Origin of the sequence: Desulfopila sp. IMCC35008 (assembly GCF_010646885.2) — a bacterium.
GTDB lineage: Bacteria > Desulfobacterota > Desulfobulbia > Desulfobulbales > Desulfocapsaceae > Desulfopila.
In genome coordinates this window covers 6,102,327-6,127,980 of sequence record NZ_CP050700.1, presented here as the reverse complement: position 1 = coordinate 6,127,980, position 25,654 = coordinate 6,102,327, and the positions used below count along the sequence as shown (strand labels likewise).

At 50.2% G+C, this 25,654-nt stretch carries 19 protein-coding genes; 9 read left to right on the top strand and 10 right to left on the bottom strand.

Annotation, left to right across the window (positions count from 1 at the left end; translation table 11 throughout):
* Positions 1-26: 26 nt before the first annotated feature.
* A complete protein-coding gene (locus tag GA520_RS26210; RefSeq protein WP_163336351.1) occupies positions 27-599 on the top strand; it encodes a helix-turn-helix domain-containing protein in 573 nt (190 codons plus the stop codon).
* A gap of 181 nt (positions 600-780) precedes the next feature.
* Here the strand turns inward: GA520_RS26210 and GA520_RS26205 are convergent, their stop codons facing one another.
* Both GA520_RS26205 and GA520_RS27365 read right to left on the bottom strand, forming a co-directional pair.
* Positions 781-1,992 carry a TDT family transporter gene (locus GA520_RS26205; protein WP_205749195.1) on the bottom strand — a complete coding sequence of 404 codons (1,212 nt, stop codon included), beginning with the start codon at positions 1,990-1,992 and terminating at the stop codon, positions 781-783.
* 96 nt (positions 1,993-2,088) lie between these two features.
* The gene (locus GA520_RS27365) at positions 2,089-2,172 is read right to left on the bottom strand and encodes a hypothetical protein (RefSeq protein WP_370362819.1); all 84 of its coding nucleotides are present in this window, start codon (positions 2,170-2,172) and stop codon (positions 2,089-2,091) included.
* A gap of 97 nt (positions 2,173-2,269) precedes the next feature.
* Between GA520_RS27365 and GA520_RS26200 the strand changes: the two genes are divergently transcribed.
* Genes GA520_RS26200 through GA520_RS26190 form a run of 3 tightly spaced genes read left to right on the top strand, consistent with a single transcriptional unit; the run spans position 2,270 to position 8,077 of the window.
* Positions 2,270-3,673 carry an efflux transporter outer membrane subunit gene (locus GA520_RS26200; protein ID WP_163336349.1) on the top strand — a complete coding sequence of 468 codons (1,404 nt, stop codon included), beginning with the start codon at positions 2,270-2,272 and terminating at the stop codon, positions 3,671-3,673.
* Positions 3,670-4,959, top strand: a complete 1,290-nt coding sequence (locus tag GA520_RS26195) for an efflux RND transporter periplasmic adaptor subunit (protein ID WP_163336348.1) — start codon at positions 3,670-3,672, stop codon at positions 4,957-4,959. Before GA520_RS26200 ends, GA520_RS26195 begins: the two co-directional genes overlap by 4 nt.
* Positions 4,949-8,077, top strand: a complete 3,129-nt coding sequence (locus tag GA520_RS26190) for an efflux RND transporter permease subunit (RefSeq protein WP_163336347.1) — start codon at positions 4,949-4,951, stop codon at positions 8,075-8,077. Before GA520_RS26195 ends, GA520_RS26190 begins: the two co-directional genes overlap by 11 nt.
* Before the next feature lie 49 nt (positions 8,078-8,126).
* On the opposite strand, the gene GA520_RS26185 is transcribed toward GA520_RS26190, so the two are convergent.
* From GA520_RS26185 to GA520_RS26170, 4 genes are all read right to left on the bottom strand, one after another.
* Positions 8,127-9,158, bottom strand: coding sequence for an ABC transporter ATP-binding protein (locus tag GA520_RS26185; RefSeq protein WP_163336346.1), 1,032 nt, complete (start codon positions 9,156-9,158; stop codon positions 8,127-8,129).
* The gene (locus GA520_RS26180) at positions 9,148-9,852 is read right to left on the bottom strand and encodes an ABC transporter permease (protein WP_163336345.1); all 705 of its coding nucleotides are present in this window, start codon (positions 9,850-9,852) and stop codon (positions 9,148-9,150) included. Before GA520_RS26180 ends, GA520_RS26185 begins: the two co-directional genes overlap by 11 nt.
* A gap of 162 nt (positions 9,853-10,014) precedes the next feature.
* On the bottom strand, positions 10,015-10,908 hold the full coding sequence (locus tag GA520_RS26175) for an extracellular solute-binding protein (RefSeq protein WP_163336344.1): 894 nt from the start codon (positions 10,906-10,908) through the stop codon (positions 10,015-10,017).
* Entirely contained in the window at positions 10,908-11,852 is a 945-nt protein-coding gene (locus GA520_RS26170) for a helix-turn-helix transcriptional regulator (protein WP_163336343.1), read from the bottom strand. The genes GA520_RS26175 and GA520_RS26170 overlap by 1 nt, the downstream gene beginning before the upstream one ends.
* A gap of 454 nt (positions 11,853-12,306) precedes the next feature.
* Between GA520_RS26170 and GA520_RS26165 the strand changes: the two genes are divergently transcribed.
* The 3 genes from GA520_RS26165 (at position 12,307) to GA520_RS26155 (ending at position 16,831) form a co-directional block, all read left to right on the top strand.
* The gene (locus tag GA520_RS26165; protein WP_163336342.1) at positions 12,307-13,986 is read left to right on the top strand and encodes an ATP-binding protein; all 1,680 of its coding nucleotides are present in this window, start codon (positions 12,307-12,309) and stop codon (positions 13,984-13,986) included.
* Positions 13,986-15,290, top strand: coding sequence for a sigma-54 dependent transcriptional regulator (locus GA520_RS26160; RefSeq protein WP_163336341.1), 1,305 nt, complete (start codon positions 13,986-13,988; stop codon positions 15,288-15,290). The genes GA520_RS26165 and GA520_RS26160 overlap by 1 nt, the downstream gene beginning before the upstream one ends.
* 281 nt (positions 15,291-15,571) lie before the next feature.
* Complete coding sequence (locus GA520_RS26155) at positions 15,572-16,831, top strand: response regulator (protein WP_163336340.1); 1,260 nt, start codon at positions 15,572-15,574, stop codon at positions 16,829-16,831.
* Between the two features lie 76 nt (positions 16,832-16,907).
* On the opposite strand, the gene GA520_RS26150 is transcribed toward GA520_RS26155, so the two are convergent.
* Entirely contained in the window at positions 16,908-17,306 is a 399-nt protein-coding gene (locus tag GA520_RS26150) for a hypothetical protein (protein ID WP_163336339.1), read from the bottom strand.
* Between the two features lie 262 nt (positions 17,307-17,568).
* Here GA520_RS26150 and dtd point away from each other — a divergent pair, with 262 nt between their 5' ends.
* Positions 17,569-18,018, top strand: coding sequence for a D-aminoacyl-tRNA deacylase (gene dtd, locus GA520_RS26145; protein WP_163336338.1), 450 nt, complete (start codon positions 17,569-17,571; stop codon positions 18,016-18,018).
* Between the two features lie 104 nt (positions 18,019-18,122).
* Positions 18,123-21,041, top strand: coding sequence for an insulinase family protein (locus tag GA520_RS26140; RefSeq protein WP_163336337.1), 2,919 nt, complete (start codon positions 18,123-18,125; stop codon positions 21,039-21,041).
* Between the two features lie 103 nt (positions 21,042-21,144).
* Here GA520_RS26140 and GA520_RS26135 read toward each other — a convergent pair whose 3' ends face one another.
* The 3 genes from GA520_RS26135 to GA520_RS26125 are packed head-to-tail and all read right to left on the bottom strand — an operon-like array spanning position 21,145 to position 25,389.
* A complete protein-coding gene (locus GA520_RS26135; protein WP_163336336.1) occupies positions 21,145-22,158 on the bottom strand; it encodes a TAXI family TRAP transporter solute-binding subunit in 1,014 nt (337 codons plus the stop codon).
* 22 nt (positions 22,159-22,180) lie between these two features.
* Complete coding sequence (locus GA520_RS26130) at positions 22,181-23,569, bottom strand: sigma-54 dependent transcriptional regulator (protein ID WP_163336335.1); 1,389 nt, start codon at positions 23,567-23,569, stop codon at positions 22,181-22,183.
* Positions 23,570-23,577: 8 nt separating this feature from the next.
* Positions 23,578-25,389, bottom strand: a complete 1,812-nt coding sequence (locus GA520_RS26125; protein ID WP_163336334.1) for an ATP-binding protein — start codon at positions 25,387-25,389, stop codon at positions 23,578-23,580.
* Positions 25,390-25,654 lie beyond the last annotated feature (265 nt).

Here is a 25,654-nt window from a genome sequence, read left to right as displayed (position 1 = left end):
CAAGGCGCCCCTATAAGGAGAAAACAATGGTTGAAAACACATTGAGCGTGAGCGAACAAGTTAAAATTCTGCGTATGGAAAAAGGGATGTCGATTGAGGATCTTGCGGAAAAGTCTGGGATCTCCCAATCCAACCTTGAAAAAATTGAAAGGCAGGAACTCTCACCTTCTTTAGGGGTTATCGTCAGCCTGGCGACCATCCTGCAGGTTTCTGTAGGTGAGTTTTTTGGGGATGCCGGTGAATCGCCATTCTGCATCGTCAGAAGTGACAACCGCACATCAATATCACGGTTCAGCCCATCATACAGTTATGAGGCCTTGGGGCTGCAGAAAAAGAACAGGCAGATGGAGCCTTTTCTCGTCACCCTGCACCCTACAGAAGCCCACAAGGTTGAAGCAAACCAGCATATTGGCGAGGAATTTATCTTTGTACTTGAAGGCAAGGTTGAGGTGAGTCTTCTCGACCATCATGATATTCTCAACAAGGGTGATTCCATCTATTACGATTCCAACGTGCCCCACATTATCAAATGCCATGACGACAAACCTGCCACCCTGCTGGCGGTGATTTACGCCAAAGAGGAGATGATAATCCTGTAGGCTCTTGACTGGATACCACAAGCAGCCATTTGTTCTAACAAACCGGCATAGCGGGCATTCCGAGCATGAGCGGCACGGAGAAGAATACTTATTCGACTCATGCACCACGATTTTCGGCATTGGCCACCACAACTTGTGATTGAGCAACCATGGGGAGGAGGCTGCTGCCGTTGATGACATCTCATTTTTCTTCAACTACATCATCTAATATGTCACCCTGAAAATGTGGTTCTTTCTTCGATACAATAGCTTTTGCCGGGGGTGGTGGTCGAAAGAGATGCCCAGTTATCATACCCTTTGTCGTTCCGAAAGCTGCAACGCTCCATGCCCCAAGTAAGCCAATGTAGTACAGAACACTGGTCCACTCAAACAACGGTAAGCCGGTATGGTTGGCCAACTGCGCAATACCGGTAACACAGGTGCCGACCGGGAATGTAAAGGCCCAGTAGGTAAGGGCAAATCGCATTTGTCTGTAGTGCGCTCGAATGGATAACAGTATTGCCATACAGGTCCAGAGTAAGACAAACCCCAGAACAGGGACGCTGTACAGTACGGCAAACAGTTCAAAGCCGTGAGCTATTTCAGCAGGCACCGCTCCCTTGGCAACGGTGCCGAGTATCCCTGCAGCGGTCATCGACTGCCCAAGAGGCCCCAGGACAATCCAGAGCGTAGGAACCCGGGATGTGCCCGAGGTGCCATGATGTGCCAGGCGACTCCATATCATCGATATAATGATCATAGCAGCGATCAGACTGAGGCCAAACATACAGAAACAGAGATAAAACAGAGTTTCTCTCATCGCCCCTTCCGGGGCATACGGGACAAGCATAGCACCTATGGCAGCCGACACCATGGGAGGAACAACAGGCATCAGCCAGCCACCAAAAGCAGAATCTGGTCGTACCCTGAACTTGGTAAACAAACGATAAGGAATGACAAGAGCCGACCCAAGACCGGTTATGGTGCCAATGAACCAGAGGCCCCAGGCAAGATTCTGGGCGACTGACGGACCCAGAACAGTTCCTCCTACGAGTAACGCTCCCCCGGCAACAGTGAGCATAGCCATGGGTGGTGCCCCATAAAATTGGGCCATCATGGGGTCTCTAAAGTGCTTTTTCCAAACACTATGCCCGGCTACCAGTAGAACGAAGGTCCAGGCCACCAGCCCGATCAGCATGATAAAGGCAAGGCACCAGATTATCAGGGCAAAAAAGTGCAGCTTTTCCGAAAATAGTGGTAACGAGGCTGCGGCATTGGCAATAATACCGGTACCCATAACCGAAGCAAACCAGTTTGGCCCAAGTTCATAATCATTGTCTGCCCCGGTGACGGAATAAAAAAAACGCTTCCACCAAAACCCTTTCGTACTCCTGTTTTTGAGGTCTTTTTTCAATTTGGCACATCCTGTTCCAGGTAAAAGGAGCAAAAAAAAACAACCTGCATTGCATCCAGGTGTATCAGAATAATAATCTACTGTTCATCTTGTTACTTAAAAAAAGAACCTTTTTCTCTCACGACACCTGCAGGTGTCAGGAGAGTAACAAGGTCGGTGGACATCAACCTCACCCCGCATTTTCACATTCTTTTCACATTCATGACATAATACCTGCACATTCATTGGTTATACAAGGTTCACGTGGTTAAATCTTCTACCAAAAGCTCACAGAATTATGGCCCTGAAAACATATCCCATATTATTCATATCACTGGTACTCGCCATTGGCGGCTGTACCATGAAAACAAACATCCCCATTGACCGCTCCCCCGTTCCTCTCCCGGCACAATTCACTACCGAAGGTGTTCGACAGACATCAGAGCTGTGGTGGAAGGAGTTGGATGATCCCACACTGCACAGATTGATTGAGCAGGCTTTTATCGGCAATTTCAGCTTGTCAGCTGCACGGGAACGGCTGGTCCAGGCCCGGGCTGTAGCCCGCAAGGCCGGTGCGGACCGAATAACGACGCTGACCGGACAGGCGAAAGCAGGGGAAAGCTGGACCCGAAACAACGGCTCGACTGCAACGACCGGCAACCTGCTCCTGGGCCTTGCTGCAGATTACGAAATCGACCTTTGGGGGAGACTACAGGCTTCAGAGGATGCCGCAACGCTTGATGCCGAAGGCAAAAGTGAAGATCTCCAGACGGCCGCCCTTTCAGTGGCTGCCCAGATCGCTAACACCTGGTATCAGCTGGCGGCGGGAGAGAGTCAACTCGCACTGCTTCAAAAACAGCAGGATGTCAACGAAATTGGCCTGGAGTTAATCCAGCTACGGTTTACCGCGGGCCAGGTAGGCATTGCAGATGTCCTGCAGCAACAACAGCTCACCGAAACCAAGAACGGCGAACTGGCTCAACAGACCGCATCCTCAAGGGTACTTGAAAACCAGCTGGCCATTCTTACCGGCACGTCTCCCGGAATGTTAGAACTTCAGGAAAAACCACGACTGATAGAACTCCCAGAATTGCCCGTGACCGGTATTCCATCAGCACTATTGCAAAACAGACCGGATATCAGAAGCAGTTACCTGGCACTCCTGTCTGCAGACAGGCAGGTCGCTGTCGCTATTGCTGACAAATACCCCAAACTGAGCATTTCTGGGGATCTCACGACCTCTGGCTCGTCAACCGGTGATCTTTTCGACAATTGGCTCGCCTCCCTCGCCGCCAACCTTGTCGGACCTCTCTTTGACGCTGGAAAACGTGAAGCCGAAGTAGAACGAGTCTCTGCCGCGGCCAGGGAACAACTCGACATTTACAGCCAAACAATAGTGGAAGCCATTGGTGAAGTCGAGAACGCGCTCATCCAGGAAGCTGAGCAGAAAAAATATATCACCAGCCTCGAACTCCAATTACAATTGGCGGAAAAGACCATGGCCAATGTTCGGGACCGCTACAAACAGGGGTTGGAGAACTATCAGCGGGTACTCACCGCCCTGCTTTCCTATCAGAGCCTTGAACGAAACCTGCTCTCTGCCAGGCGCGACCGCATTGGCTACCGTATCGATCTCTATCGAGCCCTTGGCGGTTCCGTACTTTTTTCCTCCGATCAACCTCAGACCAGCCTATCCAGATGAACACGATATATTCCAACCCAAATGTCCCAGGTGAAGTACAGCACAGACCCAACCGGGTACTCAGCTTCTTCATGAATTTCCTGCTACCCCTCGCTGCCCTTGCCTGTGGTATTGCCATTACCTGGTATCTGCTGCAAACCGGACCTGAAGCAAAGCCCAAAAAACGCCCGCCCAGTTCCACGCTGGTTGAAGTCATGACGGTGCAAGCCGCCCCGCAACAGACCTTTATCAACGCCATGGGTGAAATCATTCCGTCGCAAGAGGTAGAAGTCAAACCTAGGGTCAGCGGCGAGGTCCTGGAGGCAAACCCGGAATTCCTGCCTGGTGGACATTTCAGATCCGGTGAGACCATGCTCCGGATTGACCGTACTGATTATGAGCTGGCAGCAGAACAGCTTGCCAGCCAGGCGCTGCAGGCCAAAAGTGATTTGGCCCTGGAGATGGGTAATCAACGAATAGCCTCGAGGGAGCTCACCCTCATGGGCGAGTCTGTCAGCCAGGAGGAAAAAGCGCTGATCCTCAGGGAGCCGCAGCTGGAAAAACTACAGGCGGCCAGCAGATACGCCGAATCGAAATTGGCCAGGGCCAGGCTCGACCTGGAACGGACTGAGATCAAGGCCCCGTTCAACGGCGTAGTAAGCAACCGTGGTGTCGTTACCGGCGCCAGGGTCACTGAGTCAACAGTCCTGGCAACCCTGGTAGGCACCGATGCCTTCTGGTTACGACTTACCCTGCCGGTAAGCCAGCTCGACTGGGTACATATCCCTGAGAATAGAGACGATCAGGGTTCCATCGTGCACATCTACCCTCAATCGGGAAAGAACGATGATACCTACCGTACCGGCGAGGTGATTCGCCTCGATGCCGCCCTCGAAACCCAGGGAAGAATGGCCCGGCTGCTGGTTGAGATAAAGGACCCGCTTTCACTCTCTGAGGAAAACAAGGGCAAACCACGGCTTTTGCTCGGCTCGTATGTAAAAGCTGAGATCGAGGGTATCCCTGTAAACTCAGGTATCAAGCTTAACCGTGCCCACCTTCACGATAACGACACTGTCTGGCTGATGGACGAGGACGGCAGGCTTGAGGTCCGACCGGTCAAAGTCCTGTTTCGCGCTCAGGACCATGTGATCCTCGACGATTCCATCAACAATGGCGAGAAGATTATTACCTCATCCATGTCTTCCCCGGTACCGGGAATCCTGCTTCGTCTCGAAGGAGATACTCCTAAAACGCCAGGCATGAAAGGTATGGCAAAGGGCACCGGAGGTCAAAAGAATGCAGAGTAAAGACAAAGAGGTCCGCGGCCCCATTGCCTGGATGGTCCACAACCGGGTCACGCCCAACCTGCTCATGATCTTTTTCCTGGTTGGCGGAGTATTTATGTCCAGCAAGATCAAGCAGGAGGTATTTCCGGAGTTTGAACTCGACCGAATCAACATTTCCGTTTCCTATCCGGGCTCAAGCCCGGAGGAGATAGAAAAAGGAATAATCCTGGCCATAGAAGACGCCATTGAAGGGATTGAAGGCATAAAGGAGATCTCCTCCACCGCTTCGGAAGGCAGCGCCAGGGTCCTGGCAGAGTTACGGGAAGATGCTGATTCCCAAGCCGTCTACCAGGATATTGAACAGGAGGTAACCCGTATCAACACCTTCCCGGATGATGCCGAGGATCCGACAGTGGCCATCGCCGGCCGCAAACGCCAGGTGCTCCGCCTCAACATCTTCGGGGATGTTTCTGAAAACTCCCTGCGTGAAGTGGTGGAGCAATTACGGGACAGACTACTCCAATCTTCCGGTATCACTCAGGTTGACATCTCCGGAGGCAGGGATTTTGAAGTCTCCGTTGAAATCCCGATGGAAAAACTGCGTATGTACGGACTGACGCTTTCCCAGGTCGCCTCCATTATCAAGAAATCCACCGTCGAGGTACCCGGCGGCAAAATCGAGACAGATGGAGGGGAGATCCTTTTACGGGTAAATAACCGCCTCAACTGGGCAAAGGAGTTCAGCAGGATACCCATCATAACGACCAGCGGAGGCACCGTTGTCTACCTCGAAGACCTTGCCGTGGTTCGGGAAGGCTTTGAGGACTCCAACCGGGAGGCCACCTATGAAAAGCAACGATCCATGACGCTTTACGTCTACCGGGTAGGCAAGCAGACACCGATCTCCGTCTCCGAAGCCACCAGGAAGATGATGGCTGAGCTTGAAACTGATCTGCCCCCAGGCATTGACTGGGCCATTACCAGTGATCGTTCGGATATCTATAAGCAACGACTTGAATTGTTGATGAAAAATGCTTTTATCGGCCTTGCCCTTGTACTCTTGCTTCTTGGCCTGTTTCTCGAAATGAAACTCGCCTTCTGGGTAACCATGGGCATCCCGATATCTTTTCTCGGAGGCTTGCTTTTCCTGCCTTTTTTCGATGTCTCCATCAATATGATTTCGATGTTCGCCTTTATCATCGCACTCGGTATCGTGGTAGACGACGCTATCATCGCTGGTGAGAATATTTATGAATACAGGCAGCGCGGTCTCAGCTTCACCGACGCCGCCATCGCCGGAGCAAAGGACGTCGCCACTCCCATCGCCTTCTCCATTCTCACCAACGTCGTGGCCTTCATGCCAATGATGATGGTACCTGGGGTCATGGGTAAGATATGGAAGGTGATCCCCATCGTCGTTATCACCGTCTTTCTTCTTTCCTGGCTGGAATCCCTGCTTATCCTGCCCGCTCACCTGGCCCACAGCACCAGCGGTTCCAACCCTATACTGCGTAGACTTGGCGTCTACCAACAGGCTTTTGCCAGAAAATTCTCATGGTTTGTGGAAAATGTATACGGCCGTTTCCTGGATCGGGTGCTGCGGCTAAAATACCTTGCAGTGGCCCTGCTGGCAGCTGTGCTGCTGGCCACAGCAGGTTACGTTTTCAGCGGCCGGATCGCAATGATCCTCATGCCGCGGGTGGAATCCGATCGCGCGGTGGTGACTGTTACTCTACCGTACGGCAGCCCATCCAGCCTCGTCCAAAAAGCCCGGGACCAGATCGTTGCAGGGATGGAAAAGGTCCGGGATGAGAATGGAGGTGAACAGCTGGTAGAAGGCATATCGTCACTCATCGACGAAAATGAGGTACAAGTCTACGCCTACCTCACTTCTCCAGACATCCGTCCACTCAGCACCAGGGAAGTGACAAAGATTTGGAGGAAAGCCGTTGGCCCCATCATCGGCGTCCAATCCTCACTTTTTGAGTCAGACAGAGGCGGTCCTGGCTCCGGTGCCGGTCTCTCGGTGGAACTCAGCCATCGAGATATCAAAATACTCGAGCGTGCCAGTACCGAGCTGGCAGAAAAACTCGCTGATTTCCCTAGCGTTAAGGATATCGATGACGGATACACTCCCGGTAAATCGCAATTCAACTTCACCGTCAATGAGCGAGGTCATAGCCTTGGCCTGACGGCAACGGAGGTAGGACGTCAGGTGCGGGACGCTTTCCAGGGTGCTATTGCCTTGCGTCAGCAACGTAATTCCAATGAGATCACCATCCGGGTAAGGTTGCCCGAGGAACAGCGTATCAGCCTCTTCAATGTGGAAAACATGTTGATCACAACCCCGGCCGGTACCTTTGTCCCCCTGGAAGATGTAGCCGTAGTAGAAGCAAGCCGCGCCTACACATCCATCACCCGGCGGGATAGCCGGCGAACCGTCACGGTTCAGGCCAACGTGGATCCAATCGGGGAATCTGGCAAGATCATCGCGGCTCTGGACGCAACAGTCCTGCCAAATCTTACCAAAAAATATCCCGGCCTCAGCGCCGGTTACCAGGGACGCCAGGCGGACCGTAAGGAAAGTGTCGGCAGCCTGATGCAGGGTTTTCTCTTCTCCCTTTGCTGCATCTATTTCCTCCTGGCAATACCCTTCAAGAGTTACAGCCAGCCTATCATTGTCATGCTGGCTATTCCTTTCGGTATGGTTGGAGCAGTATTAGGACACCTCATCATGGGATACAACCTCAGCCTGATGTCGATGATGGGCATTGTCGCCCTGTCCGGTATCGTCGTAAACGACTCGCTGGTACTCGTTGATTATGCGAACAAGCGACGACGTGAAGGCTTTCAACCCCTCCCTGCCGTCCGGGCTGCCGCAATACGACGTTTCAGACCTGTGATATTGACAACACTCACAACCTTCTTTGGTCTGGCACCAATGATTTTCGAAACCTCACGGCAGGCACGATTTATGATTCCCATGGCATTATCGCTTGGTTTCGGCATCCTCTTCGCGACCGTAATAACCCTGATCCTCGTGCCCTGCCTTTATCTGGTCGTTGAAAACAGCAGGGTCTTTTTACGGGAGGCTTCAGGCAAGGCACCGTTACCGGTAGAGATACAGGAACAGCACTAATTTACGGATAACAAGGACAGACCTCGTGTCTGTCCTGCACTGACACCAGTCAGCCCAAAGAGCTGTGGCGAAACGCCTTGTCCGGAATGGATACGGTTATTTTCTGACCGATATGGGGTGGATTCTTCAGATAGCTGGAAAGTTCCTCAAAAAAGAACAGTTTTATCTCCAGGTCAATGCCGATACGAACACGCCCCCGGTCCTGGTTCACCTGGATAACATGGCCGGAAAGCAGGTTGTTTGATGACTCCGCCATGTCACCATTTTCAATTCGCTGCACCCTTTCTGCATCGATGTACAGTCGAAAGGTTTCGGTTTCGCCAGGGAGCAGATCTTCTGGCAAGACCAGAGACACCCGGTCACGAATAAAACAAGTGATACCCTCCGCGCCACGCCTGGTGACCCGGGCGCGGAAAATGTTTTCATTGACGATATCTGAAAGCCGGCCGTGCTCAAGCATCAGTGTCTGGTCGGCCAGGCGGCGTCCCTGGGAAAGATAGTGAGTTGAAAAGATCACAGAGGTGTTTTCTGTCTTTTTGATATGACCGAGGATATTAAGGATAATCTCCTGGTTCTCTTTATCCACATTTGCCCCCGGCTCATCACAGAGCAGCACCTCGGGTCGAACCGCCAGGGCCCTGGCCAATGCTATTCGCTTGGTTTCACCACCAGAAAGCTTATGCGCATCCGCCTTGTAAAAAGAGCTCATCCCTACCAGGTCAAGCATCTCTTCCACCCTTTTTCGACGCTCATCTTTTGGCACCTTGCGGATTCTCAGGCCGTATTCCACATTTTTCCAGACCGGCCCGGTAAAGAGGATGGGATACTGATCCAGCAGGGATACGCGCCGCCGCATGCTCACCAACTGTTTTGCTGAGGATGTCACTTCCTCTCCACAAAACCGCAATACACCTTCTGTCTGTTTGTCGAGAAACGCCAGGAGGTGCAGCAAGGTGGTTTTCCCTGCCCCGTTAGGTCCGATCAGGGTATAGATCTTGCCCTTATCAATAGTCAGTCTGGGAAGGTCGAGAACAGTCTTACCTTGAAAAACCCGCCTGATACCATCAAGTTCATACAGCATCGATGCGTGTCCTTCCCTGAAAGAAATGAAACAGTATGTTAATTATGAAGGCGATAGCCATAAGCGTCATTCCCAGGGCCACCGCCAGTACAAATTCGCCCTTATCGTATTCAAGGGCCATGGCCGTGGTCATGGTACGGGTAAAGCCCTTCGCATTACCACCCAGCATCATAGAGATCCCAACCTCGGCAATCACCCTGCCGAAGGCGGCAATAAGTGCAGCACAGATACCAAAACGAGCCTCTTTGATGATAACCAAGGCCATCTGGAAACTGGTCGCACCCAGCGTGAGAGCGGCTTTCCGATAGCGGGCGTCTATCCTGCTGATTGCCGCGATTATCAGTGATGTCACCAGCGGCGTGACCAGGATAACCTGGCCAATAATGATCGCCTTTTGAGTATAGAGCAGTTCAAGGGGCCCCAGAATACCTCGCCGGGAAATAAAAGAGTAAACCAGCAGACCAATCACAACAGTCGGCAAGGCGAGCAAGGTATTGAGGCAGGTCATAATGAACCTCTTGCCTCGAAAGGTGGAATAAGCAATGGCAAAACCTGCCGGGACTCCAATTGCAGCCGCAAACAAGGTAGAAAAACCACTTACCCTCAGAGACACCCAGACGATCTCCCAAAGCTCGGGATCCCAGGAAATCAACAAAAGGATTGCGGACTGCACACTGTCCCATAATAGTCCCATCTAATTCTCTCACCTCTCTTTGATATCATCTACAGGGTGGAGACCATCCAACCCCAGCAAATTACCGGTTGCTATAGTACTCCCCTTACCTCTCCTCACCAAATAAATAAAGAGGGACATGTTCGCCAGCCCCCTCTCCATCAAAAAAATCGAAAGATATCCTTATTTGATAACATCTGGATAAAACAGCTGCTTCCCAACCAAACGGTAATCTCCGATCAGCTTCTGGCCAGCCTCACCGGTGAGCCAGTTGACAAACTCCATGGCCATATCATACTGGACATGAGCATGTTTCTTCGGATCAACCGGAATTATTCCGTACGGATTGGCAAGAAGCTCGTCTCCCTCACAGAAAACCTCAAGCTCAACAGCAGGGGTTTTACCATATTTGTACTTGATGTAGGTTCCACGGTCAGACATGGTGTACGCCTGCTTTTCATCAGCAAAGGTCATGGCCTTGCCCATTCCCTGGCCAATGGAAAAATACCAGTCTTCTGAATTTTCCGGGCGCTTGATGGTAATGTCCGTTTTCTTGCCTTTTTTGGTGATGGTCAATTTCTGGTCAACCATATTCAAGCCGGTAGCCGCCCAAAGAGACTGCTCCTTGGTATGGGTTCCGCTGTCGTCTCCGCGGGATATAAATACAGCCTTGGCCGAAGCAATCTTATTTAAGGCACCTGCTGCGTCTTTCATGCCTTTAATACCGGCCGGATCATTCGGGCCGCCAACCACGACAAAGTCGTTATGCATGACCGGATACCGTTTGGTGCCAAAACCATCCTCGACGAATTTCATCTCACGCCCCTTGGCGTGAACGAAAATAACATCCACATTGCCGTCTTGCCCATCACGTATTGCGGCCCCTGTTCCTTTTGCAATCACCTTGATCTTGATACCGGTCGCTTTTTCGAATTCCGGCAACAGAATGTCAAGAAGTCCAGAGGACTGGGTGCTGGTAGTGGTGGACATCTTTAATACCTTTTCTGCGCACCAGCCACTGGTACCAACAGCAAACGTCAAAGCAACAGCAGCAACACCCGTCAACAATTTCTTCATTACAGATTTTCCTCCAAAGTAAAATTATCTGGATACAACATCTTCCCGCACAGGGATATATCATATCCATCCATTGAATCCGCCAACAGACGAAACTCTTTTTCATGCAGCAAACTGAGAAAAGCCTGTATGCCTTTCTCAAAAAATCTTTCGCGATTTATTAACAGATCGAATCTCTCCCACCTCAGCGGTAAAAAATCGAGATCAAGCATTCCTGCCACGGATCGTATTCCCGGAGCCGCATCAACCCTGCCGGATAGCACTTCCATACCGGCGTCCAGATGCCGGGCCACCTCATTTTGATAGCCGTTGATCTCTTTCGATGAAATTGGTGACCTGGCAATTTCATAATCAAATAGCAACCGGGTTCCTGTGGTGAGACCACGGTTTACGATGGTAATATCGTCTCGCCCCAGATCCTCTATAGACTGAATGTTTTTCGGGTTGCCCGGTGCCAGCAGAATGCCCTGCTCTCTCTGGCTGAAATTTATGAATACCGGCACCCTGTCCAACTCCTGCTCGGCAAACTCAAAATTGTACCCGGCACTGTCGTCCTGTAGCAGGTGACAGACCCCGATATGGCATAACCCGCGTCGCAGGCTTGTCAGCCCCCCGATGGATCCCTGATTGGAAAAGAAGGCCACCGTGCCCTTCCTCATGGTATGGAACAGTGCAAGTGTCTTGTGAAAGAGCGGGTCGTCACTTCCGGCCAGCAGTAACAGACCGCTGTCGGATGAAAAACCGGCGCTGTCCTTCTTATAATTAAGTATATGCGCGTCCAGCCACTCTTCCACCAGTCGACGGGGGAAGAGCCACTTTCCGGTTATCTTGGTAGCTGGTAAGCCCTTTTCATTAACAAGGCCATAAACCATCTTCTCGTTAACCTTCAGTAGATCGGCGACTTCTCGGGTCGTCAGGAATTCTTTACCGGAAATACTCGTCATTTTCGTAATCTTGATATGAATTAATGCACCACTGCTGCAGAACAATCTGATGATGGTATACCAGAAAATAAAGACTGCACTCTAAAACAGGATAAATAACCATAAATAACCATAAATAACACTTCGGACATCAAATAGACCCGCTACCCATTATTGCTAATTCAAATTATCAGCTGGTATCACTCCCCCAAGTCCGGAATTGTATCGTAACCTAAGTGTCTTCATCACAACTTCCGTAAAATCAGTCACCGCAAAATAACCACCAGTTTTGTTGACGATCAGCTGCAATATTCGCATGGCATGACGAAAATAAAATCGTCTCTAGATACCAAGAACTCCTTCCGGGTTTGACAATATTGCCAGAAAAACAGTATGTTTGGCTGGATAGTTCAGTGGGGCTGTATCGTAAACGATTCAGCTCAAGACAATAGCCACCTGATTTGAAAATTTATTAATGGAATACGACAGGTTACAAAACAGTGGAGCGTTAGGGAACGCAGTCTTCCCTATCAGCAGCCAGGAAATATTAAACGATATCCTACGAATATCTCTTGAACCGTACCTATTTAAGGAATTGCTGGAACGGATCCTCAGTTACCTCGTCAGCAGAAAACAACTCCACTTTGCCGGACGAGCTGCCATTTTCCTGGTCGACCCCGATAACGAAAAACTGGTTCTCAAGGCAAGTATCGGTTTCGAAAAAGAACAGGTTGCAGCATGTAATAATTCAGACCTGAGTAGTTGTCATTGCGGCAAAGCCGTTCACTCCGGAGCCATACATTATTTCAGCCAACCACCTCCGCTCAATAACATCTGCCCGTCTGAAGACAGCTCCAAAAATCATTACTGTTTGCCGATTCTGCGTGAAGGAGTAACGGTTGGTATACTGGCACTTTATACCAATCCGGAGCATGAGCTTTCTGTTGACATGGAGCAGCTTCTTGAATCCATCGGAAACGTACTGGCCACCGTTATCGAAAGCCAGAAGATGGATCAGCAGTTGATTGAACTGGTTAACGACCTGCGTGTCTCCATCATAAACTTACGTGAAGAAAAACTTTTTACGGAGTCAATCATTCAGAGCCTCAGTCATGGTCTACTGGTGGTTGATCTGCAGGGAAATATTCAGAAAAGCAATAACGTCGCCAAACATATTCTCAACCCTTTTACCCGTAACCTTGATGGTATGAACCTCCACACTTTGCTGGGAAGCGATACGGCGGAAAAGGTTACCACCATCACCGACCCCCTGGAAACCCGAATAGAGAAGGATTTCACTCTAAGAACGGTGAACGGCGATGAGAAAGTGTTCAGCTATGCAACATCCTCACGTGAGGATACACGCGGCCATCAGGTAGGCATGATTATCGCGATTAATGACGCCACGGAATTGCGTTATGTTCGTAAAGAGATGGAGAAAATGAACAGGCTCTCCACAGTAGCCGAAATTGCCTCCGCAGTGGCTCATGAGGTGCGAAATCCACTGGCCGGGATTAAAATCATGGCCCAGTCCATTGAAGAGGATGCAGTCGACACCGAACAGCTTGAGTGCTCTCAGCGGATAATCCGCCAAGTCGACCGACTCAACGAACTCCTCACCGAATTTTTCTCCTATGCACGACCGGTTGTACCCCAGAAAAGGCCGACATCTCTCTCGGATATCCTGTCAGAGACCAGACCACTGCTGGGCAACAAACTGGTTAAGAACAACGTCAGCCTTACCGAAATAATAGCCCAGGATCTCCCCGATATCGTAGCCGATCCGAACCAAATGCAGCAGGTTTTTCTCAACCTTATGCTCAACTCTATCGATGCTATCCGTCAGAACGGCTCTATCGAAATACACGCCAACCTGCTTGAAGGGAACAGTCTCAACAATTACAAAAAGAACTTCCCGGGGCACCTCGCCAAGGACCGATACATCATGGTCGAATTCAGTGACAATGGTACCGGCATGAATCCTGAGGTAGTTGAGAAAGTATTTGAACCATTTTTCACCACCAAATCGACGGGAACCGGTCTCGGCCTTTCCATAGTTTATCGTACACTTCATGAAAATGACGCTTCGATAACCGTGCGGTCCATGCCTGGCAACGGCACAACATTCTCCATGTTTTTCGAGGTACATTCCTGATGGGTACTGTCCTGATAGTCGACGACGTTGAAGATTTGCGATTTTCACTGAGCAGAATCGTTAAAAAGCAAGGACATTCCGTACTCACCGCAGCCAGTGGCAGGGAGGCTGTTGAGGCCGTGCGCTCTTCTGTTATTGATCTTATCTTTTTAGATATCGGCCTGCCGGACGGGGATGGCGTCACCCTGATTCCGCAACTGAGAGAGATTGCAAAAGGCGTGGATATTGTCATGCTGACCGGTTTTGACGATGCCAAAACAGCTGTCCAGGCCCTGCGTGAAGGGGCCATCGACTATGTTGTCAAACCATTCGAGACCCTGGAATTCAAGACTATCCTTAAACGTATCATGCAGGCCCGGCTCATGGCCAAGCAGATGCAGATAGATGCCAAAGAGTCCGGAAGCTTCAGTATCATCGGTGCCTGTAAGCCCATGATCAGGGTCAAGGAACAAATCGCCATAGCAGCAGAGGTAGAAGCAGCAGTACTCATAACTGGTGAAACCGGTACAGGCAAGGAACTCGCGGCACGGGCCATACACAGTTCACGGGCCAACCGGAACGGTGTCTTCGTCAAGATCGACTGTGGCACCCTGTCTGCCAACCTTATCGAGGATGAGTTGTTCGGCCACGACAGGGGCGCCTTTACCGATGCCGTTTCCGATAAAAAGGGGCTTGTCGAGGTAGCCAACAACGGCACCCTTTTTCTGGATGAAATCGGCAACCTTCCAGCCTCTCTCCAACCCAAACTGCTCAGACTTATCGAGGAATCAATCTTTCGCAAAGTTGGAGGCGTCAAGGATATCCGCGTAAACGTGCGCATCATCGCTGCCACCAATGCCAATATCGAGCAGGAGATAGATAACGGCAATTTCCGGGAAGACCTCTATTACCGGCTCAACGTCATCCCCATCCAACTCCCGCCACTACGTGAAAGAGGAGACGACATCCTGCTGCTTGCCGACTCCTTTCTACGTGCCCTGGCAACGGATCTTAAAAAAAATGTGAAAGGCATCGCCCCCTCCTCCCGGACCGCAATGCTCTCTTACGATTGGCCCGGCAACATTCGAGAATTGCGTAACCTGGTGGAACGTGAACTGCTTTTTTGCAAAAAGGATTGGCTCACCGTCCACGGCCTGAAACCTGTCGAATCCGTCACTACCAATGACAATTCAGAACTCATGCCACTACGCGAAATGGAATTGCTCTATATCAAAAAGGTTCTGGCCGCAACCAGCAACAATAAATCCAAAACAGCCCGGATACTTGGTATTTCCCGTACCACCCTCAGGGATAAAATCACCTGAAAGCCCCGAAATAGACCGGTCAGTTTTTGATCACCGCCCGGATACTGACCAATTCCATCCTGCAAATCCGCCCATCACACATCTTTAAATATCAACATATATCTCACATATTCAGTCACATAAAACATAACACAACAATAAATAATTTTGGTCCACGCTTTGCAACATAGTAGTGAATAGAAAAATGACGTTCTCCTATTCAGGCTAAACAGTCTGGATAGTTTCCTCTCTTTCCGAAATCCCCTCATAACGGAAAGTGTAACCATGTGAAGAGGTGTTCCATGAAACGAGTTCTTGTTGTCGATGATGAAGCGGACATGCTGTGGATGCTCCAGCGAAATCTCAATAAGGATATGGAAGGGGTGGAAATTCTTGCAGCCGAATCAGGTGAGGAAGCCCTTTCAATCCTCAGTGATAAAGAAATCAATCTTGTCATCAGCGATATTAATATGCCGGGCATGAATGGTCTCGACCTGCTGGTCGAAATCAACAACCGCTATCCTGAGACGGGTGTCATCATCATGACAGCCTACCCTTCCAACACTTATGAAAACCAGGCTATGATGAGCGGCAGCCTCCGCTTTATTGAAAAGCCGTTCGACATCAAGGAACTTCGTAAAATTGTTGAAGAAGCTTTACACTCTGAAGAAGGTTTCCAGGGCACCATCGACGGCGTAGACCTGATGGACATCGTCCAGTTCAACGGATTATCACGAGCCACAGCCGCCCTGAAGGTGGCAACCGATAAAGATGAAGGCATGATTTTCTTCAAAGACGGGGCGGTAGTACATGCGATGTGCGACTCAGAAAGCGGGGAAAGTGCGTTTTTCCGTATCCTCCGCTTCCAGGGAGGGTCATTGCAGAATATTCGGGGGGTCGAGCCTCCCGTGGTAAGTATCAGGAAAAGCCTGGAATCCCTGCTGTTGGAAGTTGCCAACCGCTCGGATGAAATGCCGGAAGACCAAAAGAACCTGCAACAGGATGAGTCCAGTCTTGATGATCTCGATTTTGACCTGTTGGAACAGGCAGACGATTTAGAAGACCAGGATGATACCGACCTGGAAGATGAGGTGAGTCCTGGTTTAGATATTGTAGAAGAAAGCGTTTCCGAGGTTATCGCCAAAGATATAACTGAGGAGAGGGCAGAGGATGCATCAATCACAGCTACAGAGGATCTTGAAATGACGAACATTCAGAAAATTCTTGCAGAATTCACCAACATCGAAGGTGTACACACAGCTTGTCTTGTCGGCCGCGACGGCTTCCTGCTCGACAGTCTCGCCCGTGCCGGTATTGACACCGAGATGATAGGTGCCATTGCTTCCTCAGGTTTCGGTTCCGCCGAATCGATGGGATCGCAGCTCGGGCAAGGTGATCTGAAAATGACCATGCTTGAGTATGATAACGGCCCAGTCATGTTTGCTCCGGTCGGAGCCGAAGCATTTCTGGTGATTGTTGCAGACCAGGACACCAATCTTGGTTGGATCCGTATTGCTATCAAGAAGAATTCCAGCAAAATAGAAGATGTCGCGGGGCTGTAACAAGTTCCGACAAGGCTACGTATATTCTGCTGCAGGTGAGGATGCTTCCCTACCTGCAGCGAATGCGAATCACGCCTCAGACGGTGTAATGCTGTTCCAGAAAATCTGAGAACTGCTCTAGCTGCTTCTCGTAATTCTTGATCAGCATTCGCGCTTTCCCAAGCCAGGTATCCCTGGTAGTCATCAGGAAAATAAAAATCGGCTGGTCCGGCTGGTGCCGGATGATGAAATGATACTGGCTGGTCGTCACCAGGATATCATCAATCTCCTCGTCATCGGCGAGTAAACTGATGGCCTTGGCATTTGACTTGACTATCGATGCCAGATAGGCAGAAGCCGCAGCGGTTTCGATGTCATCTTTATTACTTGCTTCGGCAATGGACATTCCGTCCTCTATAGTAACGACTGCCGCCGCCAGAACTCCCGGGAGTTCCTGTGACATCTGTTCAATGAGCCCCTGTATTTGTTTGATCATAGTCAGTTTGATGGAAAATGAATTATCGGGGAATGAGCCATCCAGCCCCTTGACTTTCTTATATTATAATATGGCACTATACCACTCAATCACAATGAAGTGAATACCATTTAACACTATTTCCAGCTAGGCCCGTACCACATCTGTCCATTCCTCTTGACACCCGAATCCCCACTCGGTATACCAGGCTAAGGGTGACACTAAAAAGGTTCCCCCCTATCATTTCCATTCCATTCTTTAAACAACTGACCCTCGCACCCCTATGAGAGCCGTAATCCAACGAGTAGTGAAAGGCACTGTTATAGTCAATGGTGAAGTAACAGGAAGCATCGGCAAGGGCCTTGTCGTCCTGATCGGAATTCATCCTGGCGACACCCCCAAAGACATTGAGTGGATGGCCGACAAACTGGTTCATCTGAGAATCTTCGAAGACCCCGACGGAAAAATGAATCTTTCCGCTACAGACATCGGGGCAGAGATGCTTATAGTATCGCAATTCACGCTCTATGGTGACTGCCGCAAAGGCAGAAGGCCCGGTTATTCAACAGCCGCACCACCGGCCATTGCCGAACCCGTTTACCTGCAACTTGTAGATGCCGTACGTAAACGCGGAATAGATGTCGGAACCGGGATTTTCCAGGCAATTATGCAGGTGGAACTGATCAACGACGGTCCGGTGACCCTGCTGATTGACTCGGAAAAGAAGTTTTAACTGCGGTTATTTTTTTATTCGTCACCTAAAATAAAGAAGGGATTTCTTTCACGGTGGCAATTAGCCGTAAACACCAACTATCTTCAACAACTGGACTCTGTTATATGACATTTAAAATAGGTGAGACGTATGAGGGTTTCACCCTCAAAAGGCATGAAAAAAACGATGAAATCAAGGCAGATGTCTATCTCTTTCATCATGATCTTCTTGAATGCCCCCTGCTTGCCATTAAAAATGAAGACCCGAACAAGACGTTTTCTATCGCCTTCAACACCGTCCCCACTGATTCCACCGGGGTTGCCCATATCCTGGAACATTCCGTTTTGATGGGTTCTGAAAAATACCCGGTCAAGGATGTGTTCGGCGAGATCAACAAAGGCGGCCTGATGACATTTCTAAACGCCATGACCGGCTCTGATGTCACCTACTATCCGTTTGCCACCCGCAACCTGAAAGAATATTACAACATCATGGGGGTCTACTGCGACGTGGTTTTCAATCCGTTACTGCTGCAGACGACCTTTGAACAGGAGGGATGGCATTACCACCGTGAATCAGAAGAGTCCCCTCTGGAATTTCAGGGAGTGGTCTATAACGAGATGAAAGGCGCGTTCTCCGATCCGGTTCGTCTCATATTCCATCACATCTTCAACGGCCTGATGCCGGAATCCACCTATTCCCACGAATCAGGCGGGGATCCGAAAAACATCCCTGATCTCACCTATGAGGATTTCTGTGCATTCCACAAGGAGCATTATCACCCGTCTAACGGGTTGTTTTATGTGTACGGCAATGCTCCTCTGCTTGACGAGCTGAAATACCTTCAGGACAATTATCTCTCCACTTTCCAGGAAAAAGGGCAACGGTCGTCCATTGTTCCCGGCAACGAGGTGACGAAACCTGTCTTCATCGACGACACATATGGAGTCGATTCCAGGGAGACCAAGGAAAAAACCTTTCTAGCCGTCGGCACCCAGGTGGCAACCGTTGAAAACCGACTGCAGAACGCAGCCTTTCAGGTTATCGCCAATATCCTGTTCAACTCCGATGGCTCGCCGCTGAAAAACAGCATCGTCTCAAGTGGCATGTGCAAGGATTTTGGTGGATTCTACCTCTCATCTTCAAGTTTCAAGACATTCATGATCAGTTATCTGGTTGGAAGTGAAAAGGAGCACCGGGACGATTTCCTGCAACTCTACAGAACCACTCTTACCGACATGGTGGAAAAAGGTCTGGAACACGATCTGGTGCTCTCAGAACTGAACAAGTATGAATTTAACCTGCGTGAAGATGCCAGCAAGTCCCAACGAGGGCTTGACCTGATCAGCAAGGCCATGGCTGCCCAGAAGTACGGCACCGATCCTTTTGTCAACCTGGTGAGTGAGGAGCTGATCAGCAAACTCAGACATAAAGCTCTCAATGAGGGCTACTTCGAGCAACTGATACGTGATTTTCTGCTCGATAATGGATCCACGGTGACAGTAACACTCTCTCCGGACCCGGAGAAACCGGAAGCAACCAGACAATCTGAGCAGCAGCGTCTCGATGACTACAACAACACCTTGAGCAAAGAAGAACAACAACAACTTATTGGCCGCACGCAGGAGTTGATGAAGCAACAACTTGAACCCAACGATGTAGAAACACTCTCTCTCCTGCCGCAACTCTCCCGAAGCGACCTCTCACCGCAGGTCGATTTCTACGAAATCCAGGAGCAGAAGCTTTTTGGCTGCAATGCACTGCTCAACGAGCTGCCGACCAATCATATCTCTTATCTCGACCTCGGCTTCGATATAAGATGCATTCCACCACACCTGCTCCCTTATCTCGACCTTTTCGGCACTATCGCAACAGAAATAGGCACCAAGAAGCACGATTACATGGCTTTTGCAAAAGAGGTGGCGACCTATACAGGAAGTTTCTCGCATAGCCTGAACACCTACACCAAAAAGAACTCTCCTGAGACAATAAAGCCCATATTCTGGCTGCACTTAAAGTGCCTGCCGACCTACCTGGAAAAAGCGCTGTCCCTTGCGGCTGAAGTTCTCTCAGATCTTTCTTTTGAGAACCGCACCCGAATCCGGGAGATTGTCGGTCGCGAATTTGCCTGGGCTGAGCATTCGGCCCAAAGTGAAGGATACAACCTGGCGGTATCACGTGTCTTTTCACACTTGAGCCTTGCTGGCCGCTATAGCGAGATGTTCAGCGGCGTTACATCCTATATGGCTGTCAAGGAGCTGGCACTGAACTATTCGGAAAAAGAAGAACTCTTCCTGAGTTACCTGCAGGAGATTTGCACCACCTTGTTTAACCGTAACAATCTTCTCATGGTGGCGACAGCAGACAGCAGTGAACTCGAGGTACTGTCAAAGGTCGGCCAGTGCCTTCCCGACGCCCTGGCCACGACCCCTGTGAGCATGCACACTCTGCCGAAAACAAACCAGGTGGAGCATGAGGCATTCATTACCTCAGCGGAGGTCGTCTTTGCTGTACAGGGCGGCAACCTGCTGGAAAACAGCTCAAGTTACAATGGCCATTTTGAAGTATTGAAAACCTATCTTTCCCGTGACTACCTATGGAACAGTGTACGGCAAATGGGTGGAGCCTACGGCTGCTTTATCCAGTTCAGCCAGATAACAGGCAACCTGGCCTATATCAGCTACCGAGATCCGCAGGTTCGTAAAACCTACGAGGCGTACAACAACGTTGCCAATGTGGTCGCCACCCTGGACATTCCTGACAAGGTCCTGGAACAGCTGGTCATTGGCACCTATGGTAACTTTGATCCGCACCAGTCTGCTGCAGCCAAAGGTGCAACGGCCCGGAATGAGTACCTGTCTGGCATTACCAAAGAGTTCAAGCAAAAAAGGATCTCTGAAATTCTTTCTACAACAGTCACCGACATGAAGGCATTCGCAGACGATTTTGCCCGCATGACCCCTGGCTGCCACCGGGCAATTATTGGCAACAGGGCCAAAATCGAAAAGGACAAGGACCTTTTTACCCAATTGACCGAATTATAAGGCCAACGGGTAATAGAGCTTCCCGCTTTATTACCCGTTTATTGAGGTCTCCTATCCATAACCAGGAACCTGTCAGAGAATTGCTATTTCACTGCCGGGTACCTCACCGGGCAATAAGTTCGTCCGGGATATCCACCCCCTGCTCACGGTAAAACCGAGCAGCTCCGGGATGCAGCGGAACAGGCAAGCCGTTGATCGCCGCCTCAATTTTCATCGCCCGGGTTATCGGGTGAATGGCATGAAGAAATTCCAGGTTAGCGTACATTGCCTTGACAATACGATACACATCAACATCGGGCACATCACTCCGCACAGCCAGGAAATTAGGCTGGGCAATTGTCCTCACCGCTTCATCCTGGCCGGGATAGGTGTATGGTTCGATAATATATCTAGACCATAATTTATATTTTCGGTTTGCCCTTTCCAGTTGTTCATCACTAAATTCCAGGACCGTCACATCTTTACCAAGCGCACCAATTGCCCTGCTGACTGCTTCGACCGGCGGTCCTCCAGGGATATTCATCGCTTCTATTTCCCCTGACCGGATGGCCTCGGTACTCGCACCATAATCAAGATACTGTAACTCAAAATCGTCTTCGGGGACAAACCCCAGTTCCTGCAGGAGATAGTAGCCGGAGCCGGCGCTGCCGGAATCCCTTGCCCCAAGGGAAAAACGTTTTCGTTTCAAGCCTTCGAGATCATCCATCGTACCGTTCACCAGGTAATCGGATTTCACCACAAAATGCTCAACATTGTGCCAAAGCATTGTTATGGAACGCACATCCCTGCGGGGCTCAGCCAGCCGGAACGGCCCAATACCATTCCATGCCCAATATCCGTATAACCCCTGCAATATAGCAAATTGAACACTGTCATCCCGAAGCAGTTCAAGGTTTTCTGCCGAGCCGGCAGAACTTATGGCATTGAGGGAGAGGCTATGTTCCGGTTCAAGTTTCACCTTGGTGAGCGTAGCCAGGGCGACCCCTACCGGGTAATAGGTGCCCGCGGTATTTGCTGTAGCCATGAGGTAACGCCCGCTATCGCGTTCCCGGGCATAGCCAATCATGCCCGGGAAGACAACACAAAACAGCAGAACAACAGTGCCGTACCGTAGCATTTGCCAATGCTTTCTCCCTGTATCATCCTTCATCATCCGACCCCAGGAAATCCTTTCTTGATAAACCGTGATTGACCATTTTCTGATTCAAGGTTCGACGAGGCAATTGTAACTCATCCATTACCGCACTCATGTTTCCCTGATGCCTACTCAGGGACTGCTCCAGCACACACCTCTCAAAATTTTCTGCCTGCTCGGCAAGAGATACCATTTTTGTGGCTGGGTCCCCGACCGGTTCACGATCCAGCAGATAGGCAATCCTGCTCCCTCCACGACGAGAGGAGAGGACATACCGCTCGGCAATGTTTTTCAACTCCCGTACATTGCCCGGCCACGGATAGGTCATGAGCGCTCCCACATCTTCACTTGTTAATGGCTCGACCATTCGATTATATTTTTTTGCAGCCAGATCCGTAAAATACTCAAAGAGCAGCACGATATCTCTGCCCCTTTTATGTAAAGGGGGTATTGTGATCCGGGCCACATTGAGCCGGTAATACAAGTCCGGCCTCAAACTGCCGTCCCGGCAGGCCTGCTCGGGATCAACATTGGTAGCACTAATAACCCTGATATCAACAGCTATCGGCCTGCTTCCACCAAGCCGTTCAACCTCCTTCTCCTGCAAGACCCGGAGCACCTTGGGTTGCAAGGTCAGTGGCATGTTATTGATCTCATCAAGGAAAACGGTGCCCCCTGAAGCCCTTTCAAACTTCCCTATCCTCTTGCCGGTCGCCCCTGTAAAGGCACCCGCCTCATGGCCAAACAGTTCGCTCTCAAACAATCCTTCGGGAATCGCACCGCAGTTGATAACCACAAACTCACGATTGCTCCTGTCGCTCAACTCGTGCAGGCAGCGAGCGGTAATTTCCTTGCCGGCCCCCGTCTCCCCATATAGAAAAACACTTGCATCGGTAGGGGCAAGATCCATAATCTCCTGTTTGAGAAACTGAATAGAATCGCTTGTCCCTAGAAGACGGGAGTCGATGGAACCCGTTTCCTGCAATCGTTTTCTGAGGCTCCTGTTCTCAAGTACCAGGGCACGCCGCTCACCCGCCCTCCGAATAGTCTCCAGCAGGATATCGGGTTCAAACGGTTTCTCTATAAAATCATAGGCTCCACGGCCCATCGCCGAAACAGCCATGGGAATGTCGCCATGGGCTGTTATGAGAACTACCGGGATCTGGCTGTCAATGTCAAAGACCCTCTTCATCAACTCCAACCCATCCATCCCCGGCATCCGGACATCAGTCACCAGCACACCCTCAAAAGAACGATCGATCTGGTCAAGCACTTCACGCCCGCCGCAAAATGTCCAAACTGAAAAATCATCCAGTTCAAGCCACTGACTCATGGCCAGCCGCATGCTCTCTTGATCATCGACCAGATATACTATACCGCTTCTTTTCTCCATGTCCCTGACTACTCCTGCCCCATATATCTTTGAAACTCAACCCTGAACTCGGCACCACCGGCTGTAAGATTGGCAACCTTTATCTCTCCTCCAAGATCCCGGACTATACCATAACTGATAGACAACCCGAGGCCAAGCCCCTCCCCCTCCTGCTTAGTGGTAAAAAACGGTTCGAAGAGAAAGTCTTTTACCTCCTCCTTGATGCCACAGCCATTGTCGCGGACCCGCAGTATAACCTTATCGTCCTGGGCCTTGACATCTATCCCAAGCTCTTTATCTGAACAATTCCTCAGGGCATCAACACTGTTATTTATGAGATTGACAAACACCTGTTCTATACGCAATTCATTACCGAATACAATCGGTTCCCCTTCTGCGACATCAAACCGGACCGCAACGCGCTCTTCATGAAGCTGCATCTCCATGACCTTTAATACACGCTCGATCAGCACTTTCATGTCAACCGGTTTCCCCCGCCCGCCATCCTTTCTTGAAAAAGTCTTCAACTGACCGGTGAGTAAAGCCATGCGATCAGTAAGACCGGATATAAGATCAAGCGTCTTGTCCGCTTTTTCATACTGCTCCCGGGCAAGGAGTTTTCTGATCGAGGCTGCAAACATACGGATAGCGGTGACCGGCTGATTCAATTCATGGGCTACTGCCGCAGACATCCTGCCAAGCGCAGCCAGCTTGCTCGCCTGCACAAGATCCTGCTGGACTCTTCGCAAATTGTCGGCCGTCTCCTTATGTCCTTCAATCTCCTGCTGTAACAGCACATTGACGGATCGAATTCTCTCGGCTTCCCTCGCCTGCCTGCCCGATATCTTCTTCTGCCTTCGCTCCCTTACGTAGAGCAGCAATAGAAAGAAGATGATGATAACACCACAACCGACCAATACGGAGACAACAACTGCCTTGCGAACAACCCCGTAATTAACCAGATAGTGAAGGCGCCACCCGTATTCCGGCAATTGTCTCGATATCTCAAGAAACCGTTCACCTTGAACTTCGATCAAGGTATCATGAACATTTGTGGTGCGTTGTATGGAAAGAGAATCAAGCGGCAGTTCCAAAAACTGGGTTCGTCTCAGCCTGTTTTTGGTGGTATCGAGCAAAGGTTTGAGCGACCGGTACCGCCACTCCTCTCTGCTTGACAGAATCACAACCCCATGACCGTCACTAACCATGATGGATTCTCCGCCCTCCTTCCAGTCTTCCTGCAGGGGCAGGACATCTACCTTCACGGCCACAGCACCAAGAAACCGGCCCTCCCTGAGAACGGGATAGGAAAGAAAATACCCAGGCTTTTTCGTGCGAAGACCAAAAGTAAAGTAGCCACCCGCCTCACCATCCTTGGCCGAAGCAAAATAAGGCCTGAAGTTGAAATTAAATCCCATCAGGCTTTGTGGGCTTCGCCAGTTGCTGGTTGCCAGCACCGTGCCACCATCATCCATGATAAACAACAGGGAACCTGTAGCATTTTGAAAATCCTCCAGATGAGGATTTACCCGGATGGACGGAACCTGATACTCCAACAGGTCACGGATTCGCTGATCCCTGGAAAGGATGTAAGGGAGGTGGCGGTTTTTTTCCAGATTGTTTTTTAGTGACTGACTGTAGAAGCCGGCACGGGACTCACCCTGCCTGCGTAAATCAGACAACACCAGCTGCCTGACATAAACAGAAATGGCCCAGATCGTGAGAGCGGAAACCACAAGACATAACGCCAGAATAAACACATATCGCTGTCTGTCCGGCAGTGCTCTGCCCGGCGTATTAAAAAAGTTCATCATCACAGGGGTGCCCAGATGGAATTTCACATAAACTTTCCATGAGTAGAGGGTACCATGAAAATCGCCCCCCTTACTGCTAATTCAGTTCCTATAGCAAGCGCCTTGCCACATATAATCCTTTTCCCATCCCTTACGCCCCAAAGAAACAAGCAAGATTATGCCGATACAGAAAACCACACAAGCAATATTTTGCCACTCTTTACATGTCTGCCATGCATCTATAATAAAGAAGATGTTTTTTCAGTATGTTACCTCGTAAGCTTAAAATCAGCTACTGGCCCGGCTTTTGCTT

Excerpts from the sequence above, each read along its gene's own strand:
- GA520_RS26210 (WP_163336351.1), top strand. The coding sequence starts at position 27 with ATGGTTGAAAACACATTGAGCGTGAGCGAACAAGTTAAAATTCTGCGT.
- GA520_RS27365 (WP_370362819.1), bottom strand. The coding sequence starts at position 2,172 with ATGCGGGGTGAGGTTGATGTCCACCGACCTTGTTACTCTCCTGACACC.
- GA520_RS26200 (WP_163336349.1), top strand. The coding sequence starts at position 2,270 with ATGGCCCTGAAAACATATCCCATATTATTCATATCACTGGTACTCGCC.
- GA520_RS26195 (WP_163336348.1), top strand. The coding sequence starts at position 3,670 with ATGAACACGATATATTCCAACCCAAATGTCCCAGGTGAAGTACAGCAC.
- GA520_RS26190 (WP_163336347.1), top strand. The coding sequence starts at position 4,949 with ATGCAGAGTAAAGACAAAGAGGTCCGCGGCCCCATTGCCTGGATGGTC.
- GA520_RS26185 (WP_163336346.1), bottom strand. The coding sequence starts at position 9,158 with ATGCTGTATGAACTTGATGGTATCAGGCGGGTTTTTCAAGGTAAGACT.
- GA520_RS26180 (WP_163336345.1), bottom strand. The coding sequence starts at position 9,852 with ATGGGACTATTATGGGACAGTGTGCAGTCCGCAATCCTTTTGTTGATT.
- GA520_RS26175 (WP_163336344.1), bottom strand. The coding sequence starts at position 10,908 with ATGAAGAAATTGTTGACGGGTGTTGCTGCTGTTGCTTTGACGTTTGCT.
- GA520_RS26170 (WP_163336343.1), bottom strand. The coding sequence starts at position 11,852 with ATGACGAGTATTTCCGGTAAAGAATTCCTGACGACCCGAGAAGTCGCC.
- GA520_RS26165 (WP_163336342.1), top strand. The coding sequence starts at position 12,307 with ATGGAATACGACAGGTTACAAAACAGTGGAGCGTTAGGGAACGCAGTC.
- GA520_RS26160 (WP_163336341.1), top strand. The coding sequence starts at position 13,986 with ATGGGTACTGTCCTGATAGTCGACGACGTTGAAGATTTGCGATTTTCA.
- GA520_RS26155 (WP_163336340.1), top strand. The coding sequence starts at position 15,572 with ATGAAACGAGTTCTTGTTGTCGATGATGAAGCGGACATGCTGTGGATG.
- GA520_RS26150 (WP_163336339.1), bottom strand. The coding sequence starts at position 17,306 with ATGATCAAACAAATACAGGGGCTCATTGAACAGATGTCACAGGAACTC.
- dtd (WP_163336338.1), top strand. The coding sequence starts at position 17,569 with ATGAGAGCCGTAATCCAACGAGTAGTGAAAGGCACTGTTATAGTCAAT.
- GA520_RS26140 (WP_163336337.1), top strand. The coding sequence starts at position 18,123 with ATGACATTTAAAATAGGTGAGACGTATGAGGGTTTCACCCTCAAAAGG.
- GA520_RS26135 (WP_163336336.1), bottom strand. The coding sequence starts at position 22,158 with ATGCTACGGTACGGCACTGTTGTTCTGCTGTTTTGTGTTGTCTTCCCG.
- GA520_RS26130 (WP_163336335.1), bottom strand. The coding sequence starts at position 23,569 with ATGGAGAAAAGAAGCGGTATAGTATATCTGGTCGATGATCAAGAGAGC.